The organism is Mycobacterium europaeum (assembly GCF_002102155.1).
GTDB classification, from domain to species: Bacteria; Actinomycetota; Actinomycetes; order Mycobacteriales; family Mycobacteriaceae; genus Mycobacterium; species Mycobacterium europaeum.
The window spans coordinates 214,851-238,033 of record NZ_LQOU01000010.1; the positions used below are offsets into that span (position 1 = coordinate 214,851).

Annotated in this window: 16 protein-coding genes and 1 riboswitch; of the genes, 10 read left to right on the top strand and 6 right to left on the bottom strand. The window is 69.4% G+C overall.

Going from position 1 to position 23,183, the window contains the following annotated elements; genetic code table 11:
• Positions 1-7: 7 nt before the first annotated feature.
• Positions 8-1,615 (bottom strand): Vgb family protein, encoded by a 1,608-nt coding sequence (locus tag AWC03_RS05040; RefSeq protein ID WP_085239404.1) that lies wholly within the window; start codon positions 1,613-1,615, stop codon positions 8-10.
• 147 nt (positions 1,616-1,762) lie between these two features.
• On the opposite strand from AWC03_RS05040, the gene AWC03_RS05045 reads away from it, so the two are divergent.
• The 7 genes from AWC03_RS05045 to AWC03_RS05080 all read left to right on the top strand — a co-directional run bounded on the left by AWC03_RS05045 (position 1,763) and on the right by AWC03_RS05080 (position 11,380).
• Entirely contained in the window at positions 1,763-2,623 is an 861-nt protein-coding gene (locus AWC03_RS05045) for an SDR family NAD(P)-dependent oxidoreductase (RefSeq protein WP_085239528.1), read from the top strand.
• 14 nt (positions 2,624-2,637) lie between these two features.
• Positions 2,638-4,014, top strand: coding sequence for an aromatic ring-hydroxylating oxygenase subunit alpha (locus tag AWC03_RS05050; protein WP_085239405.1), 1,377 nt, complete (start codon positions 2,638-2,640; stop codon positions 4,012-4,014).
• On the top strand, positions 4,011-5,183 hold the full coding sequence (locus tag AWC03_RS05055) for an LLM class flavin-dependent oxidoreductase (RefSeq protein WP_085239406.1): 1,173 nt from the start codon (positions 4,011-4,013) through the stop codon (positions 5,181-5,183). Before AWC03_RS05050 ends, AWC03_RS05055 begins: the two co-directional genes overlap by 4 nt.
• Complete coding sequence (locus AWC03_RS05060; RefSeq protein WP_085239407.1) at positions 5,180-7,021, top strand: flavin-containing monooxygenase; 1,842 nt, start codon at positions 5,180-5,182, stop codon at positions 7,019-7,021. The genes AWC03_RS05055 and AWC03_RS05060 overlap by 4 nt, the downstream gene beginning before the upstream one ends.
• Entirely contained in the window at positions 7,021-7,950 is a 930-nt protein-coding gene (locus AWC03_RS05065; RefSeq protein WP_085239408.1) for an SDR family NAD(P)-dependent oxidoreductase, read from the top strand. The genes AWC03_RS05060 and AWC03_RS05065 overlap by 1 nt, the downstream gene beginning before the upstream one ends.
• Positions 7,943-9,142, top strand: coding sequence for a CaiB/BaiF CoA transferase family protein (locus AWC03_RS05070; RefSeq protein ID WP_085239409.1), 1,200 nt, complete (start codon positions 7,943-7,945; stop codon positions 9,140-9,142). The genes AWC03_RS05065 and AWC03_RS05070 overlap by 8 nt, the downstream gene beginning before the upstream one ends.
• 234 nt (positions 9,143-9,376) lie before the next feature.
• Positions 9,377-11,380: an acyltransferase family protein gene (locus AWC03_RS05080; protein ID WP_085239410.1), complete on the top strand. Its 2,004-nt coding sequence runs from the start codon at positions 9,377-9,379 to the stop codon at positions 11,378-11,380.
• Between the two features lie 3 nt (positions 11,381-11,383).
• On the opposite strand, the gene AWC03_RS05085 is transcribed toward AWC03_RS05080, so the two are convergent.
• Entirely contained in the window at positions 11,384-12,043 is a 660-nt protein-coding gene (locus AWC03_RS05085; RefSeq protein ID WP_085239411.1) for an O-methyltransferase, read from the bottom strand.
• Between the two features lie 124 nt (positions 12,044-12,167).
• A riboswitch (M-box (ykoK) riboswitch) is annotated at positions 12,168-12,337 on the top strand.
• Positions 12,338-12,710: 373 nt separating this feature from the next.
• On the opposite strand from AWC03_RS05085, the gene AWC03_RS05095 reads away from it, so the two are divergent.
• Entirely contained in the window at positions 12,711-12,920 is a 210-nt protein-coding gene (locus AWC03_RS05095; RefSeq protein WP_085239413.1) for a hypothetical protein, read from the top strand.
• Positions 12,917-14,662: an NRAMP family divalent metal transporter gene (locus AWC03_RS05100; RefSeq protein ID WP_142278323.1), complete on the top strand. Its 1,746-nt coding sequence runs from the start codon at positions 12,917-12,919 to the stop codon at positions 14,660-14,662. The genes AWC03_RS05095 and AWC03_RS05100 overlap by 4 nt, the downstream gene beginning before the upstream one ends.
• Here the strand turns inward: AWC03_RS05100 and AWC03_RS05105 are convergent.
• The 3 genes from AWC03_RS05105 to AWC03_RS05115 all read right to left on the bottom strand — a co-directional run bounded on the left by AWC03_RS05105 (position 14,654) and on the right by AWC03_RS05115 (position 20,137).
• Positions 14,654-15,598 carry an NADP-dependent oxidoreductase gene (locus AWC03_RS05105; protein ID WP_085239414.1) on the bottom strand — a complete coding sequence of 315 codons (945 nt, stop codon included), beginning with the start codon at positions 15,596-15,598 and terminating at the stop codon, positions 14,654-14,656. The two genes, AWC03_RS05100 and AWC03_RS05105, sit on opposite strands and share 9 nt — an antisense overlap.
• Positions 15,599-15,666: 68 nt before the next feature.
• Positions 15,667-19,248 (bottom strand): carboxylic acid reductase, encoded by a 3,582-nt coding sequence (car, locus tag AWC03_RS05110; RefSeq protein ID WP_085239415.1) that lies wholly within the window; start codon positions 19,246-19,248, stop codon positions 15,667-15,669.
• A gap of 133 nt (positions 19,249-19,381) precedes the next feature.
• Positions 19,382-20,137 (bottom strand): L,D-transpeptidase, encoded by a 756-nt coding sequence (locus AWC03_RS05115; protein WP_085239416.1) that lies wholly within the window; start codon positions 20,135-20,137, stop codon positions 19,382-19,384.
• A gap of 203 nt (positions 20,138-20,340) precedes the next feature.
• Between AWC03_RS05115 and AWC03_RS05120 the strand changes: the two genes are divergently transcribed.
• Positions 20,341-21,273, top strand: coding sequence for a LysR family transcriptional regulator (locus AWC03_RS05120; RefSeq protein WP_085239530.1), 933 nt, complete (start codon positions 20,341-20,343; stop codon positions 21,271-21,273).
• On the opposite strand, the gene oxc is transcribed toward AWC03_RS05120, so the two are convergent.
• Positions 21,257-22,969, bottom strand: a complete 1,713-nt coding sequence (gene oxc / locus AWC03_RS05125) for an oxalyl-CoA decarboxylase (RefSeq protein ID WP_142278324.1) — start codon at positions 22,967-22,969, stop codon at positions 21,257-21,259. The genes AWC03_RS05120 and oxc overlap by 17 nt on opposite strands.
• Positions 22,970-23,183: the final 214 nt, after the last annotated feature.

Sequence of the window (23,183 nt, forward strand, 5' to 3'; positions counted from 1 at the left end):
CGTCCCCTCAAGCTTCCCGCCGCAATGCCAGCACGCTGCCGTCGGCGTCCGCCGAGACGTACAGCGTGCCGTCGGGCCCGGCGGCGATGCCGGCGAACGGCCCCTGCGGCCCGGAGAAGGGCGGCATGCCGCGCAGCGGCTTGGGCGTCACGCCCGGCGGCGCTCCTACCGGCAGGCCCGACGCGATGGTCCGCCGGACCCCGGTGTCCAGATCGAAGGCGACCACCTCTTTGGCGCCCGCGTCGACGACATACAGCTGACCGTCGCGCACCAGGATGCCCTGGGGGCGTTGCAGGCCGTCCCACACGGCGTTGCCGGTGCCGCCGAGCCGGCTCACCCGTCCCGCGCCCGCCTCGGAGACCAGGCAGGACCCGTCGGGGGCGACGGCCACGCCGACCGGTTCGCTGAGGCCGCCGGCGATCACCTCGACGCGGCCCGGGCCGACGGACAGCACCCGGCCCGCTCCCAGCTCCGCGGCGATCACCGCACCCCCCGGCGCGACCGCGACCCCGTAGAGCTGGTCGAAACCTCCTGCCAGCACCACGCTTTCGTGGTCGCCCGGCCGGTAGCGTGCCACCTGGCCGTTGGAGGTGGTGACGACGAACTCGCCGTCGGCGACGGCGGCCAGCCCGCGCAGGAATCCCGGGTAGCCCGGGCTGAACAACATCCCGGCGGTGCGTACAGAGCCGGATTTGATGCCCAGCACATAGAAGTACGTCCCGTCGGCGATATACAGGTTGCCGTCGGCGCCGACCGCCAGGTCCAGCGGCCAATTCAGCCCGCCCGGCAGCACGGTCCGGGTCCGGCCGCCGTCGAGGATTTCGGTGATCTCGCCGGTGAAGTTCGAGACGAACAGCCGCTCACCGACAAAGGCGAGGTTGTCCAGGCCGGGATTCAACGCTGCCAGCACGGTGCGTTCGCCGGTGCGGGGATCGATGCGCAGCACCTGGCCGCTGTGCACCTGGGTCGACACGATGCGGCCGTGGGAATCGAACTTCACCGCGTCGGGGATGCCGAGGTCACCGGCGACGCATTCCGGCTCCCCGCCGTCGGGATCGATGCGCCAGATCTCGTTGGCGCCCATCAGCGGGAAATACAACATGCCGTCGGGGCCGACCTCCATGGCGTTGGGCGACGGCGCGTTCTCCAGCAGCACGCGCGCCGCGCCGCGCGCCGGGTCGAGCTCCAGCAGGCGGCCGCCCTCGCGGCATTCGCCGACGAACAGCCGGTGCCCGTGAAAGGTGATGCCGTTGGCCGATGGCACGTCGTCGCGTAGCACCCGGCTGCGGCCCGCCGGATCGCGCACGCTCACCCGGCCGTCCATGACCTCGGTGGCGAACAGGTTGCCGTTCGGGTCGAACGCGACGTCGTCGGGGGCGATGATGTCGCCACCCTTGGCGCTGACGACGTCGAGCCGGCCGGTCGCCGGGTCGAGCGCGCTGATCTGGCTGCCGGTCACCTGGGCGATGTAGATCCGGCCGTCCGGGCCGGTGCGTAGGCCGTTCGCGCCGAACAGCCGGCTCGGGGGGGTCAGGTGGGTGAGGCGCCAGCCGTCGGCGACGCTCGGGGCCCGTTCGGCGGTATAGCGGCACTGCGGCGGCGACAATCCGGCCATCACGCTCGCACGTTAGCAATCCGACCGTGGTCCAGACAATAGCCGCCCACAAATCCGCCGCACCCCTTGACGCACCGCTACACCGCGGAGAATCATGCTCTCCAATGGGTGCACATCATTATCTTCTCCGGACAATTCGTCGACACGATGCCTGAGGACCTACTGAGCCTGGACGGGCGCATCGTCGTGGTCTCCGGCGCGGCCGGGGGCGGCATCGGCACCACAGTCACGCGGATGGTCGCCGAGGCCGGGGCGACGGTGGTCGCGGTGAGTCGCGGGCGCGACAACCTCGACCGGCACCTCGGGCCGCTGCGCGCGGCGGGCCTCTCGGTGGTGCCCGTCGCGGCCGACGCCGCCACCGACGACGGCGTGCGAACCACGATCGACGCCGTGCGGCGCGCGGACGGCGAACTGCACGGACTGGTCAACGTCGCCGGCGGTGCGGATCCCTCGACCTGGATGCCGTCGACCCGGGTCACGCGCGGCGACTGGCGAGACCTGTTCACCCGCAACCTGGAGACGATGTTCTTCATGAGCCAGGCCGTGGCCGCCGAGCTGAAGCACCGCGGCCGCCCCGGCTCGATCGTGTCGATCTCGTCGATCAGCGGGATGAACACGGCGCCCTTCCACATCGCCTACGGCACGGCCAAGGCCGCGATCGTCGCGGCGACCCGCACGATGGCGCTCGAACTGGCGGACGGGCCGGCCCCGATCCGGGTGAACGCCGTCGCGCCGGGGGTGACCGAGACGCCGGCGTCCGGCGCCTACGTCGACTCCGACGCCGAGCGCGACCGCCGCGCCATCGCGATGGGTCGCCGCGGGCGGCCCGCGGAGGTGGCCGGCGCGGTCCTCTTCCTGCTGTCGGACCTGTCGAGCTACATCACCGGCCAGACGCTGCTGGTGGACGGCGGATTGAACCTGAGGTGGGGGCACCTGGGCGCCGACAACACCTCCTTGTTCCTCAAAGACGAATCATTCCGCGCGGCGATCACGCGCTGGGACGGGTAGAAAGCGAGGGGCCGATGACACAGAACGGCGCGGCCGCGCCCGAGGAACTGACCGAGCCGGTCATCATCCCGGTGGAGGCGTATCTCTCCGAGGAGTACGTGCGTGCCGAGCGCGACAAGTTGTGGCGCAAGGTGTGGCAGCAAGTCGGACGCGTGGAAGAGCTGCCCGGCGTCGGCAGCTATCTGACCTACGACATCCTCGACGACTCCGTCGTCGTGATCCGCACGGCGGCCGACACGCTGAAGGCCCACCACAACGTGTGCATGCACCGCGGCCGCCGGCTGGTCGACACCCCGGCCGGCGCCAGAAACGCTTGCGGCCACAAGAAGTCGTTCGTGTGCGGGTTTCACGGCTGGACCTATGACCGCGACGGCGCCTGCACCCACGTGCCCGAAAGACCAGACTGGCGGGACGCGCTGACGCCGGAGAACACCCACCTGGCGCCGGTCAACGTCGACACGTGGGGCGGCTGGATCTGGATCAACATGGACCCGGCGTGCGAGCCGCTGCGGGACTACCTCGAACCCGCCGCCACCATGCTCGATCCGTTCCGCCTGCAGGACATGCGCTGCAAATGGCGCAAATGGCTGCACTTCGACTGCAACTGGAAGGTCGCCATGGAGGCCTTCAACGAGACCTACCACGTCGCCACCACGCATCCGCAGTTCAACAAGTTCGGCAACTTCCGTGGCTGGGCGATGGCGCAGGGCAAACACAGCAACATCGGCTACGACGCGCCCGACGGACTGGAAGAGACCAAGTCGAAGATCCGGCTGGGAACCGGTGCGGATCCCCGCATTTCGACGGCCGAGATGCAGAGCTACACGCTGGAGGAGACCAATGCCACCACCACCACGACCCTGGTGGAGGCGGCGCGCCGGTTGGTCGACGAGCTACCCGCGGACACCCCGGCCGGACGGGTGCTCGAGCACTGGCTGTCCTCGGCGCGGCGCGACGACGCCGCGCGCGGCGTGGTGTGGCCGACCATCGATCCCGAACACCTGGCCAAGAGCGGCACCGCGTGGCAGATCTTCCCGAACTTCCAGATCGGGCAGGGCCTGACCACCGCGTTGTGCTACAGCGCCAGGCCGCACGGCTACAACCCCGACAGCTGCATCTTCGAGGCCTCGTGCTACGAGCTCTACCCCAAAGGCGAAGAGCCGCAGACCGAATGGGTGTACGCACCGCCGGACGACCCGAGCTGGCGCAGCGTGCTGCCGCAGGACTTCTCCAACATGGCCGCCGTCCAGCAGGGCATGAAGTCGTACGGCTTCCGCGGCCCCAAGCCCAACCCGTACATGGAACGCAGCACCGCCAACCTGCACCGCAATCTCGCCCGATACCTGGGCACCGGTGCCCCGCAGAGATTAACAACGGAGATGCAACGATGAAGGTCAATCTTGGCTTCGGCGCCCACAATTCCCACGACTGGGACCGCGTGCTCGCCCAGGATTTCAGCCGGCCGCCCGCGACGCCGGACTGGGAGTGCGTGCAGGCGACGCTCGCCATCGCCGACCTGGCCGAGCCGCTCGGGTTCGACGGCATCTGGATGCCGGAACACTGCGGGACGCCATATGGCATGACGCCCAACCCGATTCAGACGCTGAGCTACTTCGCCGGGCGCACCGAGCGCGTCGGCCTGGGCACCTTCGTCGTCGTCGCGCCGTGGTGGCACCCCGTCCGGCTGGCGCACCAGATCGCCTATCTCGACATCCTCTCCAACGGCCGCTACACGACGATCGGGATCGGCCGCGGGGTCTCGAAGGGAGAGTTCGACGCCGTCGGCGTCCCCCGCGAGGAGAGCCGGCAACGGTTCAACGAAACCCTCGACATCCTCCAGCTGGCGCTGTCCGGGGAGCGGTTCTCCTACGAGGGGGAGATCTTCACCGTCCCCGAGATGTCGCTGCGCCCCGAACCGCGCAGCGCAGACCTCTTCTCGCGCATCTACAGCTCGTCGTCGACGGCCGAGTCGCTGGAGATCCTGGCCCGCCGCGGCATGGTCCCGCTGTTCGTCGGCAACAAGCCGATCGAGGACGCCGGGCGGGAGGTGCAGAAGGTCAACACGTTCCGCAAGGAGGAGGGCCTGCCGCCCTGCCAGCCGAAGAACGTGATGTTCATGTACTGCACCACCGGCGACCCCGCCGAGTCCGAGGAGTGGATCTGGACGGCCAACCGCGACGTCACCGTGCACTACGGGTTCGCCGACGCCTCGAACTTCAAGGGGGTCAAGGGCTATGAGGCCTACGCGGCCCGCGAGGCCACCGCGACCGCGGTCCTCGCGTCGTCGGTCACCGGTGACGCCAAAGCCCCGTCCAAGACGCCGGGCTACCACGCCTCCAACCTGCTGATCGGCACGCCGGAGGAGATCTACGCGCGCATCAAGGCCGCGCAGGAAGCCTGCTCCTTCTGCGAGCTGACCATCGTCCCGCAATTCGGCACGATGCCCTACGACCGGGCGATGGCCAGCACCGAGCTGTTCGCCCGGGAGGTGCTGCCCGCGGTCCAGAAGATGGCGGCGCCCCTGCACGCCGCGGCGCTACCGGAGAACGCCCTGGCATGACCAACCCGGATTGCCCCCCGTCGCAGACCCCGGACGACATCGACGTCGAGGCGCTGCGCGACAAGTACCGCCGGGAACGCGAGAAGCGGCTGCGCCCGGAGGGGTCCAAACAGTACGTCGAACTGGTCGACGACTTCGCGGGGTACTACGAAACCGACCCGCACTCACCGCCGTTGGTGCGCGATCCGATCTCGGCGGACATCGACGTCGCCGTGATCGGCGGCGGGTTCGGCGGCCTGCTGTGCGGCGCCCACCTGAAGAAGGCGGGCGTCGAGGACGTCCGGATCATCGAACTGGGCGGCGACTTCGGCGGGGTCTGGTACTGGAACCGCTACCCGGGCATCCAGTGCGACAACGAATCCTATTGCTATGTGCCGCTTCTCGAAGAGCTGAACTTCATTCCGTCGAAGAAGTTCGCCGACGGCGCCGAAATCTACGACCACTGCCGGCGCATCGGGAAACACTACGGGCTCTACGACTCGGCGATCTTCTCCACCCAGGTTCGCGAGCTGCACTGGGACGAGCCCGGCAAACGCTGGCGGATCGCCACCGACCGGGGTGACGACATCCGGGCCCGTTTCGTGGTGATGGCGTCGGGCCCGTTCCACCGGCCCAAGCTGCCGGGTATCCCGGGGATCAAGGACTTCAAGGGGCACAGCTTTCATTCGTCGCGCTGGGACTACGAATACACCGGCGGCGACACCTCGGGCGGACTGGACAAGCTCGCCGACAAACGGGTCGCGGTGGTGGGCACCGGCGCGACCGGCATCCAGATCGTGCCGTTCCTGGGCCGGCATGCCAAGCATCTGTACGTCTTTCAGCGCACGCCGTCGTCGGTCGGCGCGCGCAACAACGCGCCGACCGATCCGGAGTGGGTGAAGACGCTCCAGCCGGGCTGGCAGAAGGAGCGGCAGCGCAACTTCCATGCCTGGACCTTCGAGGGGATGGCGCTGGGCCAACCGGACCTGGTCTGTGACTTCTGGACCGAGCTGGGCCGCAACACCGCCGCGCGGGTGCTCGCGCTCGAGGAGCCGGCCGCCATGACGCCGGAGCAGTTCATGGCCATCCGCGACGAGGAAGACTTCAAGGTGATGGAGCGGCTGCGGCGCAGGGTCGAGAGCCTGGTCGAGGACCCGGAGACCGCCGAGGCGCTCAAGCCCTACTACCGGTTCCTGTGCAAGAGGCCGACCACCAATGACGAGTACCTGCAGACCTTCAACCGTCCCAACGTGACCCTGGTCGACGTGTCGGCGAGCAAGGGCGTCGAGCGGGCGACCGAAAAGGGTCTGGTAGCCAACGGCATCGAGTACGAGGTCGACTGCATCATCTACGCCAGCGGCTTCGAGATCACCACGGAGATCAGCCGGCGGTATTCCATCGACGCGATAACCGGCCGCGATCGGGTGTCGCTCTTCGACCACTGGCGCGACGGCTACCAGACGCTGCACGGGATGACCAGCCGGGGTTTCCCCAACCAGTTCTTCACCGGCTTCACCCAGGTCGGCATCTCGGCGAACATCGCGGCCAACTACGAACTGCAGGGCGAGCACATCGCCTACATCATCTCCGAGGCGCTGGCCCGTGGCGCGACCACCGTCGAGCCCACCGAGGCCGCCCAGTCCCGGTGGTGCCAAACCATCCGGGAGACCGCGATCGACAACAGCGCGTTCGATTCCGAATGCACGCCGGGCTATTACAACAACGAAGGCGGTGGCGGGGGCGAGGGCATCCGGTCCCATCTGGGGGAGCCGTACGGGCCGGGGTTCTACGCCTTCAGCGACCTGCTGACCGAATGGCGCGACAAGGGCGACCTGGACGGTCTAGAACTGGGATCGTGATGGCGCAACTGAGATTCGACGACCGGGTGGCGGTGGTGACCGGCGCCGGCAGGGGGCTGGGCCGGGAGTACGCGCTGCTCCTGGCCGCCCGGGGCGCCAAGGTCGTGGTCAACGACACCGGCGGCGCGTTGACCGGCGCCGGCGCCGACGCCGGTCCCGCCCATCAGGTGGTCCGCGAGATCAGGGCGGCGGGCGGCGATGCCGTCGCCTGCACCGAGTCGGTCGCGACGCCGCGGGGCGGCCAGGCGATCGTGCAAGCGGCACTGGACAACTACGGGCGCATCGACATCCTGATCCACAACGCCGGCAATGTCCGGCGGGGGTCCTTGAAGGAGATGAGCTACGAGGACTTCGACGCCGTCATCGACGTCCACCTGCGGGGCGCTTTCCACGTGGTGCGGCCGGCGTTCCCGCTCATGTGCGACGCCGGATACGGTCGTGTCGTGTTGACCTCGTCGATCGGCGGCCTCTACGGCAACCACGGCGTCGCCAACTATGCCGCCGCCAAGGCGGGCCTGCTCGGCCTGTCCAACGTCGTCGCGCTCGAGGGCGCCGCGGAAGGGGTGCTGTGCAACGTGATCGTGCCGTCGGCGGTGACGAGAATGGCCGAGGGTCTTGATATCTCGGCTTATCCGCCGATGGGCCCCGACCTGGTGGCGCCCGTGGTGGGCTTGCTGGCACACGAGAGGTGCCCGGTGAACGGCGAAATGCTGATTGCCATCGCCGGTCGGGTGGCCCGCGCCGTGATCGCCGAAACCCCCGGCGTGCACCGCCCGTCGTGGTCGCTCGAGGACGTGGCCGAGCAGATCGATGCGGTCCGCTACCTGGCCGCGCCGCTGGTTTTTCCCGTCGTGCCGGACGGCCACGGCGACCACATCCGCTACAGCTTCGAGACCGCGGCCCGCAAGGAAGGCGTGCGCCATGGCTAGTCGCGCAGCCGGGCGCGGCGGCCCGCTGACCGGTGTGCGCGTCGTCGACCTCACCGCCATGGTGATGGGTCCCTACTGCACGCAGATCATGGCCGACATGGGCGCCGACGTGATCAAGGTCGAGCCGCCGCAGGGCGACGACACGCGCTACGTGTCGGTGGGGCCGGTCCGGGGCATGGGCGGCGTCTTCGTCAACGTCAACCGCGGCAAGCGCGGCATCACGGTCGACCTGCGGTCGGAGTCGGGCAAGGCCGTCGTGCGGGCGCTGATCGAACGGGCCGACGTCTTCATCCACTCGATGCGCTCCAAAGCCGTTGCCCGGCTGGGGTTCAGCTACGACGAGGTGGCGGCGATCAATCCGGGCATCGTCTACACCAACTGCTACGGCTACAGCCGGCGCGGCCCGAACGGGGACCTGCCCGCCTACGACGACACCATCCAGGCGGCCTGCGGGTTGCCGTACGTCCAGGAGCAGTTAACGGGCGAACCCAGCTACGTCGGCACCATCATGGCGGACAAGGTCGCCGGACTGACCGCGCTCTACGCCACCATGATGGCGTTGTTCCACCGCGAGCGCACCGGCGAGGGACAAGAGGTGGAAATCGGCATGTTCGAGACGATGGCGTCGTTCATGCTCGTCGAACACGCCAACGGCGCCATGTTCGACCCGCCCCTGGGGCCCGCGGTGTATCCGCGGACGGTGGCGCCGAACCGGAGGCCGTACCGCACCCGTGACGGCTACATCGCCGCGCTGATCTACAACGACAAGCACTGGGCCGCCTTCATGGAGGCGGTGCGGCCCCCGTGGCAGAGCGAGCTGTACGCGACTCTCGAGCGGCGCGCGCGGCAGATCGACACCGTGTACGCGCTGCTGGCCGAGACGATGGCGCAGCGGACGACGCAGGAGTGGCTGGATCTGTTCCGGGAACTTCAGATACCGGCCGCGGCGCTGTCCAGTCCGGCGACACTCTTCGACGACGAGCATCTCGACGCCCTCGGGTTCTTCGAGACGGTGCCCACGCCGCACGGCCCGGTGCGGTTCCCCGGCGTGCCGACCTGGTTCTCCCGCACACCGGGACGCGTCGCCGGTCCGGCCCCGGAGCTCGGTGCCGACACCGCCGACGTGCTCGAGGAACTCGGCCTGGCCCTCGCCGAGGCGAACGCCGATGCGGAACCGGCCGGGCCCGTATAGCACGCGCGGCGCCGTCCAAAAGCGAAGCGGGTCTTCGCGTGTCTCTCCGGTCGATCCGGCCGCCTCGCCTCTAGGCTGGCTTGCTGAACTCAACAGGAGGGGCAGCGACGTATCGGCATCAACCATGGCGCCGGGCGAGATGGTAGTTACGGCGCGCTGACAGCAAGCACCGAGCCGGGCGGGACTCATCCCGCACCGGCTCGTCGGGCTCGGCGGCCCCGCTGGGTCGCGCCGGTGCGGCGCGTCGGCCGCCTGGCGATCTGGGATAAACCGGAGCGGCGCAGCGGGATTCCCGCGCTCGACGGGTTACGCGCGATAGCGGTCGCGCTGGTGCTGGTCGGCCACGGCGGCATCCCCGGCGTGGGCGGCGGGTTCATCGGCGTCGACGTCTTCTTCGTACTCAGCGGCTTCCTGATCACCTCGCTGCTCCTGGACGAGCTGGGGCGCACCGGCCGTATCGAGCTGGCCGGCTTTTGGATTCGCCGTGCGCGCCGGCTGTTGCCGGCCCTGGTGCTGATGGTGCTCACGGTGGCGGCGGCCCGCCAGCTCCTGCCCGAGCGGTCCCTGACCGGGCTGCGCGACGACGCCATCGCGGCGTTCGTGTGGATGGCGAACTGGCGGTTCGTCGCCCAGAAGACCGACTATTTCACGCAGGGTGCCCCGCCCTCGCCGCTGCAGCACACCTGGTCGCTCGGGGTGGAAGAGCAGTACTACTTCGTGTGGCCGGTGCTGCTGATCGCGGTGACGCTGCTGTTGGCCGCCCGTGCGCGGCGCCGCCGCACCCAGGCCACGGTGGGGGGCGTCCGGTTCGCGACGTTCGTGATCGCCACCGTGGGGGCCCTGGCGTCGGCCGTGCTCGCGATGGTGATGGTGACCGACCACACCCGCGACCGCGTCTACTTCGGGACCGATACCCGCGCCCAGGCGCTGCTGACCGGCGCCGCGGCGGCGGCCCTGCTGGTTCGCGACTGGCCGTCGCTGAACCGGGGCTGGTGCATGATCCGGACCCGCTGGGCCCGGCGCGTCGCCCGCGTGCTGCCACTCGCCGGCCTGGCGGGTCTCGCGACGGCGACCCATTACGCCACCGGCAGTAGCGGCGAGTTCCGCCACGGCCTGTTCATCGGGGTCGCGATCGCGTCCGTTCTGGTGGTGGCGCCCGTGGCCTTGGAACAGCGGGGCGCGGCCGCCCGCATCCTGGCGGCCCCGCCCCTGGTGTGGCTGGGCACTATCTCCTACGGCGTCTATCTGTGGCACTGGCCAATCTTTCTGGTGCTCAACGGCGAGCGCACCGGGTGGACGGGGCTGCCGCTGTTCGCCGCCCGGTGCGGCGCGACGGTGGCGCTGGCCGCCGCGTCGTGGTGGCTGATCGAACAACCCATCCGGCGCTGGCGGCCGGCGCGGGTGCCGCTATTGCCGCTGGCGGCCGCCACGGTGGCCAGCGCCGCCGCGGTGACACTGATGGTCGTCCCGGTAGGCGCCGGGCCCGGCCTGCGCGAGGTCGGTCTGCCGCCGGGGGTCTCGGCGGTCGCCGCGGTGTCGCCGTCGCCGCCGGGCGGCAGCCGCCCGGCGGGCCCCCGCGACCCCAACCGGCCCTTCACCGTCTCGGTGTTCGGCGATTCGATCGGGTGGACGTGGATGCACTACCTGCCGCCGACGCCGGGATTCGCGTTCCTCGACCACACCGTGATCGGCTGCAGCCTGGTCCGCGGCACGCCGTACCGGTACATCGGTCAAACCCTGGAGCAGCGACCGGCGTGCGACGGCTGGCCGATCCGCTGGTCGACCCAGGTCAGCCAGGACCAGCCGGACGTCGCGCTGCTGATCATCGGCCGCTGGGAAACCGTCGACCGCGTGAACGAGGGCCAGTGGACCCACATCGGCGACCCGACCTTCGATGCGTACCTCAACGGCGAGCTAGAGCGTGCGCTGAACATCGTGAGCGCCAACGGCGTTCGAGTGGTGGTCGCGACGGTGCCATACAGCAGGGGCGGTGAGAAGCCGGACGGCCGCCTGTATCCCGAAGACCAGCCCGACCGGGTCAACCTGTGGAACACCATGCTGCGCAAGACGGTCGCCCACCACCCGGGCGTGCAAATCCTCGACCTCAACAAAAAGCTCTGTCCGGACGGCGTCTACACCGCCAAGGTCGACGGCATCAAGGTCCGCAGTGACGGCGTCCACCTCACGCCCGAAGGGGTGAAATGGTTGACGCCGTGGCTCGAGGAATCGCTGCGCTAGGTCCTAATCGCCGGTGCGGCAGCTGATCTCCATGCTGTCGCCCTCCCGGACTCCGAAGTTGAAGCTCACATAGCCGTTGCCGGGATTGCGCACCCGATCCAGGTACGGCTGCGTGTCGGCGGCGCTGGTGTTGTCGGCTACCACCAACGCCCCCGTCGAAAGCCGGGGTTCGAGCAGCTCGATCACCGGCAGATACAGGTCCTTCCAGCCGTCCAGCAAGACGAAGTCGACGGGCCCGTCCAGCCCGGCCAGCGTGGTCAGCGCATCTCCTTCGAGGACGGTGATCACGTCGTCCAGACCGGTTAGCGCGAAGGTCTGCCGCGCGGCGGCGATCTTCGTCTCGTTGAGCTCGGTCGTCACCACCCGGCCGGAGCCGTTGTCGCGCACCGCCGATGCCAGATGCACGGCGGAGATGCCGAACGACATTCCGAACTCGACGACCGTCGCCGGCCGGGCCGCCCGCACCAGCGCGTAGAGCAGCCGGCCGGCCTCCGGTGTGACCGGGATGTAGAACTCGCTCATCGCGTCGGCGCGTTCCCGCGCGGTCATCGGCCGGTCGAAATCGCCGTGCCGCTGGCGCAACAGCGACATCTGGTTCTCCGCCTCGGTGTACATCCGGTCGAGAACGGTCGAGACCTTCGGATCTTGCAGAGTGTTGGCCATGGTGTCGAGGGTAGGCGCCGGCGCCGCGCGACCGGCCCGGGCAGGCGCTAGCCCCGTCCACCTGCCGCAACGGTTACGCGAATGAGTTTGACGGGCCCTGGGCCGCGGTGTACAAAGGGTTTCGCAAGCACCTCGGTAGGTGAGGCGTCTGCATGGACACAGGCCACTGACCCCGAACGTCGAGAGACGCCCCGGGTCAGGACAGCTCTTCCCGGACCCAAGGGTTGAGCCCAAGTGGCTTCCGGAACGGGGAGCGATCGCAAGCGCGGCGAAGCCGGGCGAAGCGGGTCGCGACCCTCGGTCGGGAGCGATCGCAAGCGCGGCGAAGCCGGGCGAAGCGGGTCGCGACCGTCTGTCAGGTTCCGGATACGCCGTGCAGTGCCGAAGCTCCGACGAGAGGGGTGCGGTCGGCGGCACGTCGTCGGCATTCGTTTCCCTCCTGTTCAGGTGACCAGTGATGACACCCGCGTGTGTCGCGGCCGTGAGGGGGTGAGGACGAGATGAGTCCGGGCGATAGTCCCTATCCGAAATCCGTCTTGTTCCGATCCGGTTCCGGCTTTCCTTCTGCCGCCTGAGCTTTCACGGACACCCCGGTCCCTAGCGGCGCGTTCGCTCCTGTCCGGGTGCCACGGGCTCAGCCGATCGGACCTCCCGCAAGGAGAAGATCATGGCTTTTGTTGTCACACACCGTCTCACCGCTTCGACCGGGGGTCGGGGACGTTCGTGGCTGCGGTCGGCGCGGTTGTGGGCCAACAAGGTGCACGCGCGGACCGTCCTGTCCCCCCAGGAGCGGGCCAACCTGTACGTGGCGCGCATGCCGATCGCGGTGGTCACCGCGTCGCTCGGTGGTCACCCGTCGGCCGGCCCCCACCGGTGACCCCCGTCTCATCCGAGGCCGTCGGCGTCGTCACCGCCGCCGCGCCAACGCATGCCGGCGTCGCCCACCCCGGCGACATCGTCGGGGCGTTCGGCCGCATCCGGCGTGACGGCGCCGGGGCATCCGGCGGCCGCTGGCGCCGCCTGCGCACGCTGCTGGTCGTCAGCGGTCCCGGGCTGATCGTGATGGTGGGGGACAACGACGCCGGCGGCGTCGCGACCTACGCTCAGGCCGGACAGAACTACGGGATGGCGCTGTTGTGGACGCTGGCGCTGCTGATTCCGGTGCTGTACGTGAACCAGGAGATGGTGCTCAGGCTCGGCGCGGTGACCCGAGTCGGGCACGCGCGGCTCATCTTCGAGCGCTTCGGCAGGTTCTGGGGCGCGTTCAGCGTCGGTGATCTGCTGATCCTGAATGCGTTGACGATCGTCACCGAATTCATCGGTGTCGCATTGGCGCTCGGGTTCCTGGGCTGTCCCAAGGCGATCGCGATCCCGGCCGCTGCCGTGCTGCTGTTCGCGGTGGTGGCCGGCGGGTCGTTTCGCCGCTGGGAGGGGCTGATGTTCCTGCTGATCGCGGTGAACGTGCTGGTCATCCCGATGGTGCTGCTGGTGCATCCGACGGCGAAAGGGATTGCCGGCGGCCTGATTCCGCGCTTCGCGGGCGGGGTCAACTCCACCGTGCTGCTGCTGGTCATCGCGATCGTGGGCACCACGGTGGCGCCCTGGCAACTCTTCTTCCAGCAGTCCAACGTGGTGGACAAGCGCATCACCACCCGCTGGATGGCTTACGCCCGAGCGGATCTGGTGATCGGGATCGTCGTGGTCATGGTCGGCGCGACGGCGCTGATGGCGGTCACGGCCTTCGGTCTGGCCGGCGCGGGCCACTTCACCGACGCGGGCGCGGTGGCGGCGGAGTTGTCCCGGCACCTCGGCGGCACGGTCGGGACGCTGTTCGCGATCATCCTGCTCGACGCCTCGCTGATCGGGGCGAACGCCATCGGGCTGGCCACCACCTACGCCATCGGGGACGCGATGGGCAGGAGGCACTCCCTGCACTGGAAGATCAGCGAGGCTCCGCTGTTCTACGGCGGCTACGCCCTGCTGCTCGCGGTGTCGGCCGCGGTCGCGTTCAGCCCCGACCACATCCTGGGCCTGGTGACCCAGGGTGTGCAGGCGCTGGCCGGTGTCCTGCTGCCTTCGGCAACCGTCTTCCTCGTGCTGCTGTGCAACGACCGGGCGTTGCTGGGCCCGTGGGCAAACAGCGCGCGGCAGAACATCGTTGCGTGGACCATCGTCTGGGCGCTGGTGCTGCTGTCGCTGGCGTTGACGGCGACGACGTTCTTCCCGGGCCTGCCGACGTCCACCATCGAGGCGGGCCTGGCCGTCGGCGCGGCCATCGGCGTCGTCGGTGGTGCCGCCGTCATCATCGCCGGACGCCGGTACTCCGCGCTGCGCGACGCCGAAGCCGTCGTGCGGACGCTCGGAGGCGGCCTGGACCCCGACCAGGTCGATGAGCTCGACGACACCCCGACACTCACCCGCGCCGAACGCCGCGCGATCCGCCGCCAGGACCGGATGGAGTGGCAGACCCCGGGCCTTGACGGCCTGGCCCGCCCGGCCATGTCGCCGATTCGCCGGGCGGGGCTCTTCACCCTGCGGGCTTACCTGGTGCTGGCGGTCGCGCTGGTGGTCGTCAAGATCGTGCAGGCCGGTGTTGTGGGTCCGGCCTCATCACTCTGAATCATTCGGCAGCAGAACGATTTTGCCGCGGGTGTGTCGCTTCTCCAATTCTGCGAAGGCATCGGCGACCCGATCCAGCGGGTACGTGGCCGCGACCTCGAAATCGAGAGTGCCGTCGACGACGAGCCCGGCCATTTCGGCCAGCACCTCCGGCGTCGACGCCTCGGCGCTGCCTTCGGTCTTGGCGCCGACTTCGCCGGCCTTCTGGAACGAGATGATCGTGTCGATTCGGTCGGGCGCGACGCCCAGGTCGACGGCGAGCTGCACGTAGTCGGGCCCGAAAAGGTCGATGAACGCGTCGATCCCGGTTGGCGCCGCCTCGCGCAGCCGGTCGGCCAGCCCGTCGCCATAGGGAACCGGGGTGACGCCGTGGGCGCGCAGCCAGTCGGCGTTGGCGGGTCCGGCGATGCCGAGCACCCGTGCCTTCCGCAGCGCCAGGAGTTGCACGACGAGGCTGCCCACGCCGCCGGCCGCCGCCGAGACGGCGACCGTCTCCCCGGGTAGCGGTGCCACCGCCCGGACGGCCGCGTACGCGGTCACACCGACGACGTACAGGGAGCCGGCGACCTCCCAGCTGAGTTGAGCCGGTTTGGGAATCAGCTGGCCGACCGGGACCGCGGCATGGCTGGCGTGACTGGACCGGCGGAAGCTGAACCCCAAAACCTGGTCGCCCACCGAGAATTCGGTCACACCGGGGCCCACCGCGGTCACGATCCCGGCCAGGTCGCTGCCCTCGCCGGACGGAAAGGTGGCGGGGAACATCTCGTGCACGGCGCCGGTGCGGATGGCGGCCTCGCCGGGGTTGATTCCGGCTGCGCGGACCTCGACGACCACCTCGCCGGGCCCCGGGACGGGCATGTCGACGTCGGCCACGTACAACACCTCGCGGCCCCCGTACCGGTCGAACCGTACGGCGCGTGCCCCCGCAGCCGCCATGTCGATCTCCTCCCCGTCGCGACCATGCAGTCTCCCCGCCAGCATAGGCATCCCGAATGGGTGCCCGGCTACAACAGACCGAGCAACCGCAGATCGAGAACGTACTTGGCGATCAAGTCCGCCGACAGGTGCGGGATGTCGTGGTCCGCACCGAGTTTGGCGGTCCGGACCGCGCCGCGGAAGGCGTCGGTCGGGGCCGGTGCGCCGCGCAGCGGTCGCTCCGGTTTCCGGTAGGCGTCCAGCAACGGCAGCGCCGAGAGTTGGCGCTGCCGGTCCGGCAGCGCCCGCAGCGCCGTGCCGAACCGTCCGAGCCACTCGTCGTAATCCTCGATGCGCCGGATGTCGTGGCCGTCGGCGACCAGCCAATCCACGAACACGTCCAGGGAGATGCCGTCGTCGTGCGGGTTCATCACGTCATAGGAGCGAAACGTCCCGGTGGCCGCCGCATCGTCGGCGACGGTTGCGATCTGCTCGCCGAGCGCGGTCACCGCTTCGGCCACGAAGTCGGCGGGCAGCCCGTCGTAATGGGCGACGGCGCGGCCGCCGGTGTCGGTGGCCTCGTAGAAGGACGCCGGCGCGATGCCGGTGACCAGCAAGCTGAAGATCAAGCGGGTGAACGCATCCGGGACGTTGAGCTGGCCGGCGTAGCGGCTGTGGGCGAGGATCATGTCGGACCGGAAGACGGCGACGGGCAGCCCGCACAGGTCATGTGCCTCCCGCAGGAGCACCTCGCCGGCCCACTTGCTGTTGGCGTACCCGTTGGCGTAGCCGTTGTCGATCGGCCGAACCGCGCTGATGGCGCGGATGTCGCCGTCCTCGGCGAACTCGGCCACCGACATGGCCACCGCCACGGTGGACAGATAGTTCACCGGCTTGACGCGTTCGGTGATAGCCAGGCGGATAATCTCGGCGGTGCCAACGACATTGGGACCGAACAATTGGTCGTAGGGCAGGACGTGGTTGACCAGCGCCGCCGGGTGGACGATCAGGTCCACGCCGCGGGCCAGCGAGTCCCATGTTGCCGGGTCCAGCCCCAGGTTCGGCTCGCCGATGTCGCCCGCGATCACCTCGAGATGGTCGGCCGCCAGCTCGCGGAACCGCTCGAGCAGCCGCGGGTCGCCGCTGCGGTAGACGCCCTCCAGCCGCTCGGCGGCCGCCGCGGCGTCCGCGCCGCGGACGATGCAGACGAGCTTTCCGCCCGTCTCGGCGAGCCGCTCCAGCCATTCCAGGCACAGGAATCGGCCGAGGTAGCCGTTGGCGCCGGTCAGCAGGACGGTGTGCGACGTGCCGGTGGCGCAGGGCAGCCCGGCCGCCGCGGCAAGAGTTTTCGCGTCGATGAATTTGTCCAGGGTGAGGTCGGCCGCGCGGACCTCGGTGGCGTCGCGCCCGTGCACCGTCGCGAACGTCGGCCGCCGCGACCCCGAACGACGCTCGGCGGCAACGTATTCCGCGAGCTGGCTGAGGGTGGTGGCCGGGCCGGTGATCATGCCCACCGGGACCTCGACGTCGAAGATGTCCTGCAGCAGATTGGAGAAGGTCAGGGCCGACAGGGAATCTCCGCCGAGTTCGATGAACAACGCGCCGGGGTCCGGCGGCCCGCCCGCCAGGCCGAGCAGAGCTTCGGCGGCGCTCACCAGCGTGTCGATCACCGGGCGGTCGGCCGCCCCGTCGCGCAGCGCCCGCAGCTCGGTGGCCCGGTTGGCCGCCAGGTCCGCGTACAACCGCTCGAGCCGTTCGCCGTAGTGCTCCTTGAGCTTGGGTCGCAGCAGCTTGCCCACCCCGGACAGCAGCCCGTTGTCCTCGCTGAACGGATCGGCCTCGACGAGGAAGTCGACCGGCACCTCGTAGGACTGGAGCTCGGCGAGTTTGCCTGACTGGCGCAGGGATTCGCCCAGGGCCGCCCTGAGCCCCCCGGGATCGCCGGCGAACCTCTCCAGCGCGTCGGCGGTCGGCACGATGACGGCCAGCAGGTAGGGTCGTTCGCTGTTGCCGTAGACGAAGATCTGGCGGATCAGCGCCGCGCTGCTGAACACCGCCTCCAGGCGCGCGACGGCCACGAATTCACCCTGCGCGAGCTTCAATACGTTGTTGCGGCGGTCGACGTAGGCGAGCCGGTCCGGCTCCAGTTCGGCCATCACGTCCCCGGTCCGGTAATAGCCCTGCGCGTCGAAGGCATTGGCGGTGACGTCCGGGCGTTTGAAGTATCCGGGCGTGGCGGTCAGCGACTTGACCAGCAGCTCGCCGCGCGGGAAGGGTTTGTCGGTAAGGAAGTAACCGAGTTCCGGGACGTCCACGAGCTTGTAGTCCAAAACCGGGGGGCGGGCGATCCTGCCGTCCTTGGTCACCATCCCCACCTCGGTCAAGCCGTAGCCGTCGAGCACGTGTACGCCCAGGCAGGTCTCGACGAAGCTTCGCATCTCGGCGGCCAGGGGCGCCGTGCCGCAGAAGGCGGTGACGATGCGCCCACCCAATACCTGCTCGCGCAGCTCGGTGCGCGCCTCGGCCGCGGCGGATTCCGGGTCGACGCCCCGGGAGACGCGCCGGTCCACCGCGCTCTGATAACGCTGGTAGAGCATCTCCGCCACCCGCGGCACCAGCCCCATCTCGGTGGGGCGCACCAGGTTCCAGTCGTCGAACAGCGTCGACAGGTCGCTCTCGGGAACGAAGTAGCTGGTGCCGCCCGCCTGGAACGCGGTCGACAGCGGTATCCGGCCGCCGAGGTGATTGAGCGGCATGAAGTTGACGTTCAGCACGGGCGTGTCCGCGAACTCGGGCATCAGCTCGTTGGTCCACAGCTTGCACAGCATGCGCTCGGTGTACATGGCGCCCTTGGGCAGTCCGGTGCTGCCCGACGTGTACATGATCATGGCCAGGCGTTCGTCGGTGCCGCCGGTGTAGGCCGGCTCGAGCGGCAGGGTGCGGCCGCGCCCGATCAGCTCGTCGAACGTCTCGACCGTCACCGTCATCCCCGCGGCGGACAGCGTCGCCCGCGCGCGCTCCACAGCCTCACGCTGATCGTCGATGCGCGGGGAGTAGTCGAAAACCACCAAGCGCCGCAACGACGCGCTGCCCAGCGCCGCCTCGACGGCGAGGTCGAGGTAACCGGCGCCCGCCGCGAGCACCCGCGGCTCGACCTCGGTCACGATCGGCCGCAACCGGGACGCCGCCGCGTTGTGCTGCAGCGGCACCGCCACCAGCCCGAGATACCCGCAGACCAGGTCGAGCGTCAGGTACTCGGCGCTGGCGAAACCGACTGTGGCGACGAAATCTCCAGGGGCCACCGGATTCGTGGCGTCGCCGCGCCAGGCGCTGGCAATCGCCCCGACGTTCGCCCAGAGCTCGCGGTAGGTCAGGGTGTCGAACCGGGGAAGCAACTGCGCGGTGGTGCGGCCGGTCGCGGAGTCGGTGACCAGCGAACGTGCCCGCCAGCCCAGTGCCGCACGGTCGGCGTAGCCCTCGACGAAGGTTCGCAGGATCTCTGGCAGGCGAAGCCCCGGCTCACGCGCCGTCTGTTGGACCGAGGCGTCCGGCTTGGTGGTGCGGAACTGTTCGTCGACGGCGTCGAGGTGACGGATGCGGTCGGCCACGTGTTGCCGCGCCGAACCGCTCGAATCCGCAACGGCTGACTCTTGCTTCGCATCACCGGTCATCGCCAGCCTCCCGTTCGGATCCTCGTCTACCGAGAACTCACCGCCGCGGGCCGGTCTTCCGTTCAAGCGTTGTGACCGTCGTCACACGGGGCTCGACCGCGCCGCGGCGGGTGTGAGCGGCGCGGGTCCGCAATCAGGCGACGACTTGAATGGGATCGCCGACGTTCACCTGGTTGAAGTACCAGGCGGCGTTGTCGGGACTCAGGTTGATGCACCCATGACTCACGTTGGCGTAGCCCTGGGAGTCGACCGACCAGGGCGCCGAGTGCACGTAGACGCCGCTCCAGGTGACGCGCACGGCGTATTGGGCGGTGATCTTGTATCCCTCGGGCGAGCTGAGCGGGATGCCGATGGTCCGCGAGTCCATGACGACGGTGCGCTGCTTCTCCAGGGCCGTGAAATTGCCGATCGGCGTGGGCCGGCTGGGCTTGCCCATCGAGGCCGGCATGGTGCGCAGCACCTCGCCGTTACGGCTGACGGTGAAGGTGTGCGCGGAGATGCTGGCGACGCCCAGTAACGCGTCTCCGGTGTCGAAGCCCGTCGTCAGGGCCTGAACGCCGACCGAGACGTGGGTGTGGGCGGGCCAGTACCGGTTGGGCGCCCACTGCACAACGTTGTTCTCGACCCACTCGAAGTGTCCGGGCGTGTTGCTCGGCGAGGCGACGTGGATGGACCGCTCGGCGGCGGCGCGATCGCCGACCGGCGCGGTGAACGTCACCACGACCGGATGTGCGACGCCCACCACCGCGCCGTCAGCCGGCAAAACCGAGGCGACCGAGGGGGCGGGTTGCGGCGCCGGGACGGAAGCGTGGCTGCGACCGGTCGATCCGATGAGCACCATCGCCGTGATCGCGACCATAACAAATAGATAACGAACACCTCGACGCATAGCGCCCGCCCTTCGAGATGGTGCGATTACCACGACGGTATTCTACCGGCTGTTCCCGCACGCCCTTTTCAGCAAACGTTTGCCGGTTCGCCGGTGAGGGCGACGGCCCGGGAATGGGTCGGTGGTGGATCGGCTCGCCGGACTGGCTGGCGTGCCGGCGAGACGCTAGCCTCAGCGAAACTTTGTGGGCCGAGGAGGTGCGGGTGCTCTTCCGACAATTGGAGTATTTCGTTGCGGTCGCGCAGGAGCGCCACTTCGCCCGCGCCGCCGAGAAGTGCTTCGTGTCCCAACCCGCGTTGTCCGCGGCGATCGCCAAGCTGGAGCGCGAATTGAACGTCACGCTGATCAATCGCGGGCACAGCTTCGAGGGCCTCACACCCGAAGGGGAGCGGTTGGTGGTGTGGGCCAGGCGGATTCTCGCCGAGCACGACGCCTTCAAGGCCGAGGTGCACGCGGTGCGATCGGGCATCACCGGCATGCTGCGCCTCGGCACCGTGCCCACCGCGTCCACGACGGCCTCCCTGGTGCTCTCGGCGTTCTGCTCGGCGCACCCGTTGGCGAAGGTGCACATCTCGTCCCGGCTGGCGGGCACCGAACTGTACCGGCGCCTCCGCGAATTCGAACTGGATGCCGCGATCGTGCACGTGGCGCCCGACGAGGCCCATGACATGAACCTCGTGCCGCTGTACCAGGAGCACTACGTGCTGTTGTCGCCCGCGGACATGTTGGGGTCCGCCGCGCCGACGATGACCTGGCCGGAGGCCGCGCAATTGCCGCTGGCGCTGCTCACCCCTGACATGCGGGATCGCCAGATCATCGACAAAGCCTTCGCCGACCACGCCATCGAAGTTGCCCCGCAGGTCGAAACCGACTCCGTCGCCTCGTTACTCGCTCAGGTCGCCGCGGGGAGTTGGGCGTGCATCGTGCCGCACACCTGGTTGTGGACGTCGCCGCTGGGTCCGGAGGTCCGCGCGGTGGAAATGGTTGATCCGGTGCTCAAGGCCGACATCGTCCTGGCCACCAATTCCGCCGGCCCGGGTTCACCGATCGCCCGCGCGCTGGCGGCCTCCGCCGAGGGGTTGTCGCTGAACGAGTTCTTCGACGTGCAGCTGTCGCGAATCACGCACCGGCGCTGACCTTTCCGGTCGCGGCCGCGCTGGTCGGGTTCAGGTTCGCCAGATGCCCGCTCTCCACTCCCGCCGCGGGGTCGAGCTCGCAGTCGATGATCGACGGGCTCCGGGAGTCGATCGCCTCCGCCAGCGCCGAGCACAGTTCCGCAGGGGTGGTGACGTGATATCCCTTGCCGCCGAAGGCCTCCGCGATCAGCTCGTGGTGCGCCCGGGCGTTCAGCACGGTGGGAGCCGGGTCCGCTCCGTTGGAGGATTCGTCCCCCCGGTAGACGCCGCCGTTGTTGAGAATGACCACGGTCACCGGAAGCCGGTAGCGGCAGATCGTCTCGACTTCCATGCCGCTGAAGCCGAATGCGCTGTCACCCTCGATCGCGACGACGGGCCGGCCCGTTTCGACGGCGGCGGCGATGGCGTAACCCATGCCGATGCCCATGACACCCCAGGTTCCCGTGTCCAGCCGGTGCCGCGGCACCTCCATGCCGATCACGTTGCGGGCCAGGTCAAGCGCGTTGGCTCCCTCGTTGACCACGTACACGTCCGGGTTCTCCTGCAGCACCGCCCGAACCGCCGCGAGCGCGTTGTAGAACCGCATGGGATGAGCGTCCTCGGCCAGGCGCTCGCGCATCTTGGCGTCGTTGCGGGCCGCGCGCTCGGCCAGCTCCGCGGTCCATTCCGTGGGCACCCTGATGGGCTGGGCGCCCACTGCGTCGCGCAGCGCCGACATCACCGAGCCGATGTCGCCGACCAGGGGCGCGGCGATCGGCTGATTGCTGTCGAATTCCGAGGGCGCGATGTCGACCTGCACGAACTTGGCGTCGGCGGACCACTGCGGCGAATCCCCGTGGTCCAGCAGCCAGTTCAGCCGGGCGCCGACGAGCAGGACCACGTCCGCCCGGGCGATCGCCAGGGACCGCGCGGCCGCCGCGGACTGCGGGTGGGAGTCGGGCAGCAGCCCCTTGGCCATCGACATCGGCAGGAACGGAATCCCGGTGGCCTCGACGAACTCGCGAATCACGGTGTCGGCCTGGGCGTATGCGGCGCCCTTGCCGAGCACGATCAACGGTCGCCGCGCCTGGGCCAGCATCTGCAGCGCGCGTTCGACCGCCTCGGGCGCCGGCAGCTGCCGGGGTGCCGGGTCGACGATCCGCCAGATTGTGTCCGCGGCCGCCGCGGCGTCCAGCGCTTGCCCCAACACGTCACCGGGGATGTCGAGGTAGACGCCGCCGGGACGGCCGGAGATCGCGGTGCGCACGGCACGCGCGACGCCGCGCCCGATGTCCTCGACCCGGCCGATCCGATAGGCCGCCTTCGCGAACGGCCGTGCGGCGTTGAGCTGGTCGATGTCCTGATAGTCGCCGCGCTGCAGATCGACCAGCGCCCGGTTGCTGGACCCCGAGATCTGGATCATCGGGAAGCAGTTCACGGTGGCGTTGGCCAGCGCGGGCAACCCGTTGAGGAACCCGGGCCCGGACGTCGTCAGGCACACGCCCGGCCGGCGGGTCAGGAATCCGGCGGCGGCCGCGGCATTGCCGGCCGAGGTCTCCTGGCGGAAGCCGATGTAGCGGATTCCGGACGCCTGCGCGACGCGGGCCAGGTCGGTGATCGGGATGCCGACGATCCCGTAGATGGTGTCGACGTCGTTGGCCTTGAGCGCGTCCACCACCAGATGGAAGCCGTCGATCAAACGCGTGGACCCGGTCATGGGGCGACTCCTCGTGTGTGTTTCCGCTGAAGTAAAGGCTCGGCCCATACTCTGACGCGGCCACCCGCCGGTTGTCCAAGACCGAACCGCTATGCAGCGATTCACGCCGTCTATCGGCGCTGGCAGCGGCGGCCCGGCGGCGTCGATAGCCAACGGTTATCGGTCGTGAGCGAACCACTATTGGACGAGCGGCAACGCCACCGGGCATGGTTCG